The following is an 11,621-nucleotide window of genomic DNA, read 5'->3' as shown; positions in this document are numbered from 1 at the left end:
TGGGCCGGGGCTGGCGGGCCCCCTCCGCGCTGTTCGGGCGGGCGCGGGGCGGCCGCCCCTCTTGTCGGGGGGGGCCCCCCCCCCGCGCTGCGGCGAGCGCCCTCGCCGGGCCCCTCAGTTCTTGATCGTGGCGTCGATGAGGGCCTGGAGCTGCACCGCGACGCGGTCCAGGGGTTCGGTGCTGCGCTTGGCGCGACAGAGGGCCACCGTGCCCTCGACGGCCGCGACGACGAGCGTGGCGACCTGTGCCGCCTGCTCGGAGTCGGCTCCGTGTTCGCGCAGGGAGTCGGCGAGCAGGCCCTCCCACCGGCCGAAGACCTCGGCTGCGGCCGCCAGGGCGGGCGGCACCTCGTCGGCCGGGGGTTCCTCGATGGCCACGGCCAGGACGGGGCAGCCTGCGTGGAAGTCGGTGTCGACGACGATTCCCCTCCACAGGGCCAGGAAGGCGCGCAGGCCCGAGGCGGGGCCGGCTGCGAGTTCCTTGCGCAGGCTGCGGGCGACCCATTCCCCCGTGTAGCGGACCGCTTCCGTGGCCAGCTGCTGCTTGCCCTCGGGGAAGTAGTGGTACGTCGAGCCGAGCGGCGCCTGGGCGTGCTTGGCCATCTCCCGGATGCTCGTGGCGCTCAGCCCGCGCCGGCTGATCATGTCGGCGGCGCCGGCCACGATCCGCTCTCGGGACGGCGTACCACTGCTGCTCTTGGCCACCCGCACAGCTCCTCTGGCTATAACGACCGTCATAGTCTAGCGTGACCCCTCGTTATGACGACTGTCATAACGAGGGGCTGTCGAAGAACCGAGGAGCTGCCATGCCGATGATCCGGTTGACCGTCCCGACCGGCGCCCTGACGGATCAGGGCCGCGTGACGATCCAGCAGGATCTCGCCGCTGTACTGCTGCGCTGGGAGGGTGCGCCCGACACCGCCTTCTTCCGGGCCCAGGCGTGGAGCTACCTCACCGAGCTGCCCGTGGGCGCGCAGAAGACGGCCGGGGACGACGCGCCCCGCTTCCTCGTGGAGGTGACGGTTCCCCAGAGAGCCCTGTCGGAGCGGCGCAAGGCGGGCCTGGTCGAGGAGGCCACCGCCGCCGTCCTCTCGGCCGCCGGCCTGCCGACGGACCAGGCACTGCGCGTGTGGGTGCTGGTGCACGAACAGCCCGAGGGCACCTGGGGCGCGGGCGGCTCCGTCGTCCGCTACGCCGACCTGGTCGCCCTGGCGAAGGGGCAGCGGGCCGATGCGTGAACTGACCTACATCGCCCGGCGCACCGTCGAATGGCGCGAGGCGCCCGACCCCGAGATCAGGTCCGGCCAGGAGGCGATCGTCGCCCCCGTCGCCGCCACCTCCTGCGACGTGGACTCCTCCATCCTGGCCGGGCACGGTTTCATCGACCCCCCGTTCGCCCTCGGCCACGAATGCGTCGCCCGCGTCACCGACATCGGCGACCAGGTCACCACCGTGGCCCCCGGCGACCTGGTCGTGGTGCCCTGGTCCATCAGCTGCGGCACCTGCGCCCCCTGCCGCGCAGGACTGACCGCCCACTGCGCCTCGGTCCCGCACATGGCGATGTACGGCGCGCCGATCGGCGGCAGCTGGGGCGGCCTCTTCTCCGACCTGGTCCGCGTCCCGTACGCCGACACCATGCTCGTCCCGCTGCCCACCGGCCTCGACCCGGTCTCCATGGCCTCGGCCAGCGACAACTGGTCCCTGTCCTGGCGGCTCGTCGTCCCCCATCTCAAGGCCCGTCCCGGCGCCCGTGTCCTGGTCGTCGCCCGGGGCAGCATCGGTCTGTACGTGTGCGACATCGCCCGCGCGCTCGGCGCCTCCGACGTCCTCTACGTCGACCCCGACGCCGAGCACCGCAAGCTCGCCGAGGGCTTCGGCGCCCGCAGCGCCGAGGTGATCGAGCCGATCCCGCACGGATTCGACATCGCCGTCGAGGCCACCGGCCGCGTCGACCAGCTCGCGCTCGCCGTCGGCTCTCTCGCCCCCGAGGGCATCTGCGAGTCGGCCGGCAACCACTTCCGGCCCGGCGAGCTCCCCCTGCTCGACATGTACCTCACCGGTGTCACCCTGCGCATCGCCCGCGACAACGTCCGCGCCCACATTCCCGACGCCCTCGACCTCGCCGCCTCCGGCACCGTCGACCCCGCCCGGGTCGTCTCCCATGTCCTCGACTGGGAGCAACTGCCCGACGCGCTGCCGGAGAAGCACCTCAAGCCCGTCTTCGTACGAGACATCACCGCGCCACCGGCCCCGGCCCCGAGCTGATCCCTCCGCCCGGCCGCACCAAGCACCCTGAACCGCGTGGCAGACGGCGTGCACAGGCTCACCGCGCAACTGACCGGACGTCGCCGCACCCGTGCGGAAGTCCCTGAGGCCGACGAGTTCCCGGGCGGAGTACGCATGTACAGCCCCGTCACCGGGACCGGCAAGCCCGCTCGCGCCGCCCCTGCACGTGACACGACTCGACCGCGGCGCCACGGGCACCTGCGCCCTGGGCATCGCCCACGAAGGGCCGCCCGGCTACGGACACGGCGGCATCGGCACCATGCTGCTGACCGGTGGTTCAACTGCCGGCGAACACCAGCGCACCTACCCCGACCAGCACGACTACCGACTCGGCGCCTGATCAACGGCCTTCACTCGACAGGACCCGCACCCTCGGCCAGGTGCCGGCCGATCCGGCCGATCACTGCGGCGTGGTGGGTCAGGCCGTGGGTGTCGACTCCGCCGGTGATCTGCCGGCCGTCGTGCGTCATGCCGGTCATGTCCGTCCTCGCGTGTCCGGTCCGAGGGCGGCACGCGCCGGTCGGGCGGGTGGACAAGACAGTGACGGGGCTTCCGGACCAAGCTCCTGTGAAGTCACAAGCGCCCGTCCGGCCGCGTACGTAGGTGACACCCGATGGGCCGACAAATCCCCGACAGGACAGTCGAAACGTCAGCCAGTCGGAGGGTCGGACCCACCAGCAGTGTCACCACGTCGCATCCTCACTGTCAGTCGGCGGCGAGCAGGTGGGCGGGGGCGATCCGGGACAGCCCCCGGATCGGGACCGTCAGAGCCGCGCTCACCAGGGCGGTCGCGGCAAGCGTGGCCAGCAGCGCGGCGCCGGCGACCGCGAGGAGGTGTCCGTGCAGCACGCCCTGACCGAGCGACAGCACCACGAGCAGGCCGGCCACCGCGCCGGTCAGGCCGCCCAGCAGAGCCAGTCCGATCCCCTCGTACAGGGTCAGCATCGCCAGCTCGCGGTTGGTCCAGCCGGTCGCCCGCAGCACCGCGAGATCGGCGGCGCGCTCGCGCTGCGAGATGATCAGCACGTCGATGGCGCCGGCAGCACCCAGCAGCAGGGAGAGGGCGACGCTGAGGTAGTCGGCCCCGCGTGCCTGCGCCACCACGGCGTTGCCGAGCAGCGAGCCGGCCGCCTCGCCGCGGAAGGCCAGTGTCAGGGCGAGCAGCACGGTGAAGGCGGCCACTCCCAGCGCCAGCCCTGCCGCGCCCAGCAGCGTGCGGCCCCGCACCCGCAGCAGGTTGAGCACGGCCAGTCCGGCCACCGAACCCACCGGGCGGGAGCGGCGGGCCGCGGTCACAGGGGGTCGGACGGCTGCCATGGGCCCCAGCCGGGCGGCGAGCCAGGCGGGGATCAATCCCGCCGCCAGGGCCACGAGGAGCGCCACCGGCAGGACGAGGAGTGACTTGGCGCCGGCGCCGGGCTGTCCCAGCATGCTGCCGAGGGCGTAGGCGAGGACCGTGCCCGCGGCTCCGGCAGCGAGGCCGATGACCGCCAGTTCGCCGAGGACCAGGCGGAGTACTTCACCGCCGCTCCAGCCCAGGCAGCGCAGCGTGCCGATCTCGGTGCGGCGTGAGCGCACCGAGGCCAGCGCCGCCTGCCCGAGGAAGAGCGCGCACACGACGAGGACCAGGACGAAGAGCACCGCGCTCTTGGTGTCCACCGCCCTGAGGATCCGCAGTGCCACGCCCTTGGCGACCCAGCGCTCCGTCACATGCGCCGTGGGACTCAGCGCCACCGTCTGCGGGGCGGGGGAACTGCCGACGGTGACGTCGACCTGGAGCCGGGGGTAGGCGGCCCGGATCGCCCCGGCCACGGCGTTCACCCGCGCGCGGGAGGCGGTGTCGACGCCGCTCACGCCGGCCACCCGGATCCTGATCGCGCTGACCGGCGCCTTGTCCTGCAGGCTCGGGACCCGGCGGCTCTTGGTGAGCGCGGTGATGGAGTCCATCGTCGTCAGCATGGTGGGCGGCGGGCTGGCGTAACCGCCCAGGTTGCGGTCGGGCCGCAGCGGCTTGTCGTGGAGCACCGCGCGCGTGGCGGGGTCCGCGCCGGTGACCTGTGGCGACTGGTAGGTCTCCAACGGGACGTCGGACAGTGCCGAGAAGCCGCGCAGTTCACCGGTGTCGTAGCGGCCGACCAGGCGGACGAAGGGATTGGGCAGGCGCCCGGAGTCGACCTGGTCGCAGTGTCCCAGGCCGAGGCAGTCCGTGGAGGCATGGCTGATCACCTTCCGGTACTGCTTGCCCTGGTTCTCCTCGGGGACGTAGCGGACGGGCCGCTGTTCTTGGTTGGCCACCCACAGGCCGGGTTTCTGCCGCGGCTGTTCCTGCACGGCGAGGCCGCCGTCGGATGTCCGGCGGTAGGTGACGGGGCCCACCGTCCAGTAGGAGCCGGTGTCGAAGGAATCCTCCTCCAGCGCCTTCCGGTAGCCCTTGCTCAGATCGACGCCGACCTTGCCCACGCGGGTCCCGTGCAGGCCGCGGACGAAACTGGCGGCTGTCGGATTGCCCAGTTTGGAGGGCAGTTCGGCCGGGTCACCGACATCGAGCCGCTCGACGGCGGCGTTGAGCGTTCCGGCGGTCAGCGGGCTGCTGCTGAGCAGCGCCGGGATGTACGAGTCGTGCTGTCCGTGGACGCTCTTGGAGGACGGCAGCGTCCACGGCTTGTCCTGCTCGGTGAGCATGCGGCCCGAGGTGATCGCGCCGCCCAGGCCCACCAGGCGGTTCTCGGCCTCAGGATCGACGGCGGACAGCAGTACGGGGTAACTGACCGGAACGTCGATGGTGGCCTTGCCCTGCCCGGACTGACAGTTCATCCACGAATTCAGGTCCCGGTCGAACGCCGACCTGTCGCTGAGGTCCTCGGCGATGAGGTTCGGCCTCATCGGCAGTTGCAGGTTGAATTCCGTCTGCTCGCTCTTGTCCCGGTTGAAGTAGAAGCAGACGTCGTACTTGCCCTTCAGCTGGTAGCGCCGGGTGCTCTTGTCGACCGCGCCCTTCTCCAGGGTGTCGGACTGGAAGACCTGGTCCGACGACGCCCCCGACGTCAGGGGGGAGCGGGTGAGGTAGACGTACTCGTCGGAGGTGCGATAGGTGCCCAGTCCTGCCGTGAGCGTGGGGCTGATGCGCAGGATCTGCCGGGACGCCTTGCTGTCCAGGAAGCGGGAGACGTCCACGGTGACGGTGCTCATCACCATGAGGTACCCGATGTTGGCGACCGGTGCGGCCACGTCGATCCCGGCCATGCCGCGGATGCGCCGGTACTGGTCCGTGGTGATGCCGCCGAACGTGCCGGACAGGAAGTTCGGCTCGACTAATCCGCTCTGCCGTTCCACGTCCGTCTGCGAGTTCGGCGGGCGCACCAGGACGTCGTAGGCGGACCGTGCGTTCTTGCGGACCGTGCCCACGGTGGTCGCCCTGCTGGTGCTCACCGTCGCGGTCAGCAGGGTGAAGCTGGTCGCCGCCACCAGGATGCCGGCGGCCAGGGCCAGGGCCCGCCCGCGCCGCCGCCGGAGCTGATCGAGGATCATCGTCATCACGGGCGCAGGCCCCCCAGCCGGTTCAGCACGTCGCCGGACGGCGTGACCCGCTGGTCGGAGGTGATCCTGCCGTCCTGCAGACGCACCACCCGGTCGCCGTTGGCGGCGACCTCCGCGTCGTGGGTGGCGATCAGCATCGTCATCGCGTACCGCTCGCGCAGCGACATCAGCAGATCGATGATCTCCCGTCCGATGACGCTGTCCAGGTTGCCGGTCGGCTCGTCGGCCAGCAGCAGTCCCGGCCGGTTGACCAACGCGCGGGCGACGGCGACGCGTTGCTGCTGGCCGCCCGACAGCTGCGAGGGCAGGGCGTCGGACCGGTCTCCCAGGCCGACCGCTTCGAGCAGTTCCATGCCGCGCTCGCGCCGGTCGAAGTCCACTCTGCGGGGCAGGACGGGGGCGAGCACGTTGTCCAGCGCGGTCAGCGCGGGCAGCAGATGGAAGCGCTGGAAGACGAAGCCGACACGCCGCCGGTGGCGGTCGAGGTTCCGGGGCACCAGTTCCGTGCCGTCGATCTCGACACGCCCCTCGTCGGGCCGGTCCATACCGCCCGTCACATGCAGCACGGTGGACTTGCCGGCACCGGAGGCCCCGGTCAGCATCACCACCTCGCCGGCCGCGACCTCCAGGTCGATCCCGTCCAGAGCGGTCAGCCCGGGATACCGGCGGCTCACCCCGCGCAACGCCACGCTCACAGCCATAGATGCAGCCTCACCCTCATACATTGTCGCAATTCAAGGGTATGTTGTCACAATGCAGGAGGGAGCAATGCCGAAGGGAGAGGTACATGCCGCTCCACCACGCGGTACTCGCGCTGCTGACCCAGCGGCCGAACCACGGATACGAACTCAAAGCCCGGTTCGAGGAGGCCATCGGCCCGCAGTGGGGTGGCCTGAACATCGGCCACCTCTACCAGATCCTCGAACGGCTGGTCCGTGACGGCTATGTCTCACGCTCGCAGGTCACGCAGACCGACCGGCCCGACAAGAACCTCTACACACTCACCGAGGCCGGCAGGACCGAGCTGAACACGTGGGCGACCAGCGCCTGGGTACGTGTCGGCGGCTTCCGCGACGAGCTGTTCCTGAAACTCCTCGGCGCCGTCGCCCTGGGACCGCACGCCCTGACCACACTGATCGAGGCACAGCGGCAGACATACCTGTCCGAACTCGCCGGCCTGGCACGGCAACGCCGGGCCCACGCCGCCGAGCCGCTGGTCGCGGTCCTGATCGACGCCGCCATCGCGCACACCAAGGCCGACCTCGGGCTGCTGGACAGCGCCTCGGCACACCTGGCGCCGCTCGCCGCGGCCCAGGACGCACAGGCGCCACAGCGTTCACAGCCCCAAGGATCCGGCGGTACGGACACCACCGGCGACGACAGCGGCAGGAGAGGACGCCGGTCGGAGTCCGCATAGCCGACGCCACGCGCGTTCAAAGATGGTTACGGCGATGAGCGCAGCCGTCACCCGCCTCCACGCCGCGGTCACCGAGAACGCGCCCCGCCCGGTCGTCGAGGAACGCCTCACCGCCGCCGTCCTGCTCCTGGGCCGTCACGCGTCGACGAAACCCCCGCCTGTGCCGGCCCGGCCGGGCCGCACGGACCTCGCTGCCCTGGACCGGGCCCGCGCTCTGCTGCGGCAGCGGTTCGCCGACAACATCTCCGCCGACGACCCGGCGCGAGCGGCCGGATGCAGCCGCTTCACGCTGTACCGGGGCTTCCGCACCGCATACGGCTTCGCCCCCAGCGACTACCAGCGCGATCTGCGGCTGCGTCGTGCTTGTCCCGGGACGAGGGCTGTCGGTGTACATGCTGATGTGTTCCGGCGCGTACGGATGGATGTGCTCAGGAAAGACTGCGTGTCGTAGCGGGGCGGCGAGGGTGTGGCGTTGACGCTTGGACGGTGCGGTCGTGGGCCGTATGACCGTTGTCAGGAGGCTGAAGCGCATGCTTGTTCTGGGCCGTTCGCAGGTCGAGTCCCTGCTCTCCACGGACTCGCTGATCGACGCCCTGGCCTCGGCGATGGCGGACCTCAGCGCGGGTCGCGCCTCGGTACCCGACCGCGTCGCCGCCCTGGTGCCTGAACGCGATGGATTCCTGGCCGCCATGCCGGGTTTCCTGCCGTCGACCAGGGTGCTCATGACCAAGCTGGTCTCACTCTTCCCGCACAACGAGGGGACACGGTTGCCCACGCATCAGGCGCTGATCGTGGCATTCGATCCGGACACCGGCGAGCCCGCCGCCCTGCTGGACGGTACGGCCATCACCGCAGCACGGACCGGCGCCTGCTCCGCGCTGTCGGCACGGCTGCTGGCCCGGGAGGACGCGACCGTGCTGGCAGTACTGGGCACCGGCGTACAGGCCCGCTCCCACGCCCACGCGATCTGCCGGGTCCGCCCGATCCGGCAGATCCGCGTGGCCGGCCGGGACCCGGCGAAAGCCGCCGCGCTGGCCGAGGAACTCTCGACCGTACTGGAGGTCGAAGCCCAGGCCGTGTCCGGCTACGCCGAAGCGCTCGACGGCGCGGACATCGCCGCCGCGACGACGCACGCCGTCGAACCCGTGATCCGCCGCCCCTGGCTGACACCCGGGGTGCACATCACCTCCGTGGGATACAACCCGGCCGGCCGCGAGATCGACGACGCCACGGTCGCCGAGGCGCTGGTGTGCGTCGAATCGCGCCAGGCCGCGCTGGCCCCGCTCCCCGCGGGCAGCAACGACCTGCTCACACCTATCCGCGACGGCCTCATCACAGCCGATCACGTGCACGCCGAGCTGGGCGAACTCATCAGTGGCAGCAGACCGGGGCGCACCACGCCCGACCAGATCACCCTCTACAAGTCGGTCGGCGTGGCGGTGCAGGACGCCGCGGCCACGGCCCTGGTCATCGACTCCGCCCGCAAGCAGTCGATCGGCAAGGAGATCACGCTGCAGTGATGCCATCACCGGCACGCGATCATCCGGGCCTGGTGCTCGTACCAGGTACAGGCAGGACGCGCACGCTCGACGAGGTGCTCGCCCACTTCGGCGAGTCCGACGGCGGGGCCCCGGCGCTCCGGCTGCTCCGGGACGCCAGGGAGCGCCGGGACGTCGAGATGGCGTTGATCGTCAAGGCCGCCGCCGACGCCTCGGGCGAGGAGTTCCTGGAGCCGTGACCGAGCTGTCCCGTGCCGACTGGCACAGGCGCCACGAGGACGTCGTGTCCATGCCGGGCACGCTCCGCCCGCCCGAGGCGGTGCCGGCGCCGGTCGAGGCGACTCGCCGGGCTCCCGAGCACCTGGACTTCGACGAGTGCCGGACGCCCGCGGTGAGGCGATCCGGGCGCTCGGCGGCATCCCCGGCCGGGCGTCCCGACCAAGATCAATCTCGCCAGGATTTCCTGTACCTCAACTACTCCCGGGATGCCGCACAAACCGCCCGCCGGGCCGCGAGTGACTCCCAAACTCGGTTCCGGCAGGCTGATCAAGTGAGCGGGAATGCAGAGGCGTCCGGCAACCGGTTTCGAGATCGACGCGAACGCAAGTATGGATATGACTTCCTCGACGAGGTACTCGTCCGGTGTGCTCGGTGTGACGGATGCGCCACTGTCACGCCCCACCCCCGGGATCCCCGCAGACGAGAACGCCGTCGGCGCCCCGCGCCCGCTGCGCGACCCGGACGCGGTCGAGCTGGACGAGGACGACGACGCGCAGCGGTAGAGCGTGCGCGCTTCGTGCCGCGACCCTGTCCGTGAACCTCGGCCCGAGCGGCGGGGCCTCGGCCCGAGCGGCGGGGTCTCGGCCCGCCACCGTAACGAACCGCCGGTGCTTTACTTACGTACCGGCGGTTCTTTATGATGGGCAGGCAGGCGAGAGGCCCGTCGATGTTCCCTCGGCGGTGTTGGCCGACTCCTTCAGGACGCCCTCGCATCGCTGTCGGGTCGTCCGTCGTCACCACGCCTCGGTCGCTGCTGCTGACTGCTTTGTCCGTCCTCGGTCGACGAGTGCTCCGTGTGGCGTACCGGAGAGAGGTAAGTGCCATGGCCTGGGTTCCGGACTCCGGGAGGAGCGTTCACCGCACTGCGGGCCTGCGCCCGAAGCGCGTTGAAGCCGGCCCGGGCGGCGGCGCCGTGACGGCTGCCGACGGCGCAGTGCCGACGGGTACGCCGTTTCCTGCCGTCCTCGTACCGCCGGCGCCGACCGTGCGCTCCTGGTGCTCCACGGTCCTGGGCGTGCTTCGGTGGCAGGGCAGGCGGCTCGTTCTGGTGACCGGCCTTGTGGTGGAGTTTCCCCTGGCGCTGGTGGAGCTGGCCCGCGGCGCGGGGTACTCCGTGACGGCATCGCTCCCTGATGCCCTTGCGGCCGGTGACGTGGCCGGCGTACTGGTGGCGATCGCCGTGAGCGCCGCGGTCCTGGTCGTCGTGTGCGCGGTCGCGGCGGTCGGCTGGGCGGGCGGCATCCACCTCCTGACCGGGACGGCCGCACCTGGTCGGTCCGTGGAGGTGAAGGATGCCTACCGTCATGGTCTGAGCCGCCTGCCCCTGCTGGGTGCGTGGACTCTGGGCGTCGTGATGCTGCTGGTGGCGGGACTGGCCGCATTCGTCGTTCCGGGCCTGTACGTGCTGTTCGCGCTGAGCCTGTTCAGCTTTCCCGTGCTCTTCGAGCCCGGCGTCGACCCGCTGCGCCGCTCGTTCGCGCTCACTCATGCGCGGGGGGCAGGGGTCTTCGCGAGGCTCGGTGTCCTGGCCGCCGTCGCGGTGGCCTTCGAAAGTGCCCTGAGTCTGTTCTTCGCCGGCGTGAGCCGGGCCCTGCTCGGGCGAACCGGCTGGGGCACCGGCGGCCACGGGCTGAGCGACGGGGTCGTCGACGCGGTGCACACCGCGGTCGGCGCTCCCGTGTGGGCCCTGCTGGTGGCGGGTCTGACCGTCACGTACGCCGAGCTGCGCGCCCGGCAGCCGGAGAACACCTCGCACGCGGCGCATCCGCGGCCGGACACGGCTCGCTCCTGACCGCCGCGACCGGCCCTGCGGCCCCGCACCCGGTCGATCGACTAGAACAGAGGAAAGAACGTGAAGGTAATCGTCTTCGGCGGCAGCGGACTCATCGGCGACGGCTTCCTCCAGGAGAGCCTGCTCGCCGGGGACGTGCGAGAGGTCGTCGCGGTGGGACGCAGGCCGCTGGACCTGGCTCATCCGAAACTGCGCCAGGTCGTCCACGGCGACTTCCTGGACTTCACCGCGATCCGGGACGACCTCCAAGGCGCCGACGTCTGCCTGTGGGGTCTGGGGGTCAGCTCGGCCGGCATGGCTCCCGCCGACTACGAGCGCATCACCTACGGCTACACCGAGGCCGCCGTGCAGACGCTGCGGGAGATCAACCCGGATCTGACGTTCGTGTACGTCTCCGGCGGCGGCACCGACTCCAGCGAGCGCGGGCGGGTCCGCTGGGCGCGGGTCAAGGGGCGTACCGAGAACGCGGTCATCGCGGCCTTCCCGAACGGGTACGCACTGCGCCCGGGGTTCGTGCTGCCCCGCCATGCCGCACGGTCCAAGACGACGGCGTACCGCTGGGCGACGGTGGCAACCCGTCCGCTGGTTCCGTTGCTGCGCGTGCTGCGGCTGGCCCCGGTGCTGGTGACGGACACCGTCCGGCTGGGGCGGGCCGCGCTGAACCTCGCCCGCACGGGACATTCGCGCCGCGTCCTGGAGAACCGGGACATCAACGAGGCGGCAGCCTCCTGAGGCGCGCCCCCGGTGAGCGGCCCCAGAAGACCGCCCGGGGCCCCGCCGGCCCGTCGCGCGGCCTCGGGGCGGGGCGGCC

At 71.5% G+C, this 11,621-nt stretch carries 14 protein-coding genes; 10 read left to right on the top strand and 4 right to left on the bottom strand.

Annotated features, from left to right (window positions below):
- Nucleotides 1-114: 114 nt before the first annotated feature.
- Nucleotides 115-705 (bottom strand): TetR/AcrR family transcriptional regulator, encoded by a 591-nt coding sequence (locus ACFW6B_RS36490; protein WP_386603274.1) that lies wholly within the window; start codon nucleotides 703-705, stop codon nucleotides 115-117.
- Between the two features lie 101 nt (nucleotides 706-806).
- Between ACFW6B_RS36490 and ACFW6B_RS36485 the strand changes: the two genes are divergently transcribed.
- The 3 genes from ACFW6B_RS36485 (at nucleotide 807) to ACFW6B_RS36475 (ending at nucleotide 2,626) form a co-directional block, all read left to right on the top strand.
- Complete coding sequence (locus tag ACFW6B_RS36485; RefSeq protein WP_386603272.1) at nucleotides 807-1,238, top strand: 4-oxalocrotonate tautomerase family protein; 432 nt, start codon at nucleotides 807-809, stop codon at nucleotides 1,236-1,238.
- Nucleotides 1,231-2,265 (top strand): zinc-binding dehydrogenase, encoded by a 1,035-nt coding sequence (locus tag ACFW6B_RS36480; RefSeq protein WP_386603270.1) that lies wholly within the window; start codon nucleotides 1,231-1,233, stop codon nucleotides 2,263-2,265. The genes ACFW6B_RS36485 and ACFW6B_RS36480 overlap by 8 nt, the downstream gene beginning before the upstream one ends.
- A 187-nt stretch (nucleotides 2,266-2,452) precedes the next feature.
- On the top strand, nucleotides 2,453-2,626 hold the full coding sequence (locus tag ACFW6B_RS36475; protein ID WP_386603267.1) for a hypothetical protein: 174 nt from the start codon (nucleotides 2,453-2,455) through the stop codon (nucleotides 2,624-2,626).
- 10 nt (nucleotides 2,627-2,636) lie between these two features.
- Here the strand turns inward: ACFW6B_RS36475 and ACFW6B_RS36470 are convergent, their stop codons facing one another.
- From ACFW6B_RS36470 to ACFW6B_RS36460, 3 genes are all read right to left on the bottom strand, one after another.
- Nucleotides 2,637-2,765, bottom strand: a complete 129-nt coding sequence (locus tag ACFW6B_RS36470; protein WP_386603265.1) for a hypothetical protein — start codon at nucleotides 2,763-2,765, stop codon at nucleotides 2,637-2,639.
- Between the two features lie 226 nt (nucleotides 2,766-2,991).
- Nucleotides 2,992-5,820 (bottom strand): FtsX-like permease family protein, encoded by a 2,829-nt coding sequence (locus tag ACFW6B_RS36465; RefSeq protein ID WP_386603320.1) that lies wholly within the window; start codon nucleotides 5,818-5,820, stop codon nucleotides 2,992-2,994.
- Entirely contained in the window at nucleotides 5,820-6,524 is a 705-nt protein-coding gene (locus tag ACFW6B_RS36460) for an ABC transporter ATP-binding protein (protein WP_386603262.1), read from the bottom strand. The genes ACFW6B_RS36465 and ACFW6B_RS36460 overlap by 1 nt, the downstream gene beginning before the upstream one ends.
- An 86-nt stretch (nucleotides 6,525-6,610) precedes the next feature.
- Between ACFW6B_RS36460 and ACFW6B_RS36455 the strand changes: the two genes are divergently transcribed.
- The 7 genes from ACFW6B_RS36455 to ACFW6B_RS36425 all read left to right on the top strand — a co-directional run bounded on the left by ACFW6B_RS36455 (nucleotide 6,611) and on the right by ACFW6B_RS36425 (nucleotide 11,542).
- Nucleotides 6,611-7,240, top strand: a complete 630-nt coding sequence (locus ACFW6B_RS36455; RefSeq protein ID WP_386603260.1) for a PadR family transcriptional regulator — start codon at nucleotides 6,611-6,613, stop codon at nucleotides 7,238-7,240.
- A gap of 34 nt (nucleotides 7,241-7,274) precedes the next feature.
- A complete protein-coding gene (locus ACFW6B_RS36450) occupies nucleotides 7,275-7,691 on the top strand; it encodes a hypothetical protein (RefSeq protein ID WP_386603258.1) in 417 nt (138 codons plus the stop codon).
- Nucleotides 7,692-7,770: 79 nt separating this feature from the next.
- Nucleotides 7,771-8,760: an ornithine cyclodeaminase family protein gene (locus tag ACFW6B_RS36445; RefSeq protein ID WP_386603255.1), complete on the top strand. Its 990-nt coding sequence runs from the start codon at nucleotides 7,771-7,773 to the stop codon at nucleotides 8,758-8,760.
- Complete coding sequence (locus ACFW6B_RS36440; RefSeq protein ID WP_386603253.1) at nucleotides 8,760-8,978, top strand: hypothetical protein; 219 nt, start codon at nucleotides 8,760-8,762, stop codon at nucleotides 8,976-8,978. The genes ACFW6B_RS36445 and ACFW6B_RS36440 overlap by 1 nt, the downstream gene beginning before the upstream one ends.
- A gap of 414 nt (nucleotides 8,979-9,392) precedes the next feature.
- Nucleotides 9,393-9,521 (top strand): hypothetical protein, encoded by a 129-nt coding sequence (locus ACFW6B_RS36435; RefSeq protein WP_386603251.1) that lies wholly within the window; start codon nucleotides 9,393-9,395, stop codon nucleotides 9,519-9,521.
- A 512-nt stretch (nucleotides 9,522-10,033) separates the two neighbouring features.
- Nucleotides 10,034-10,810: a hypothetical protein gene (locus tag ACFW6B_RS36430; protein ID WP_386603249.1), complete on the top strand. Its 777-nt coding sequence runs from the start codon at nucleotides 10,034-10,036 to the stop codon at nucleotides 10,808-10,810.
- Between the two features lie 60 nt (nucleotides 10,811-10,870).
- Nucleotides 10,871-11,542, top strand: coding sequence for an epimerase (locus tag ACFW6B_RS36425; protein WP_386603247.1), 672 nt, complete (start codon nucleotides 10,871-10,873; stop codon nucleotides 11,540-11,542).
- Nucleotides 11,543-11,621 lie beyond the last annotated feature (79 nt).

The sequence above is a fragment of the Streptomyces sp. NPDC058751 genome (assembly GCF_042746485.1).
Classification (GTDB): Bacteria; Actinomycetota; Actinomycetes; order Streptomycetales; family Streptomycetaceae; genus Streptomyces.
Note: the sequence above shows the minus strand (reverse complement) of the source record. Positions and strands in the feature narration are given on the sequence as shown.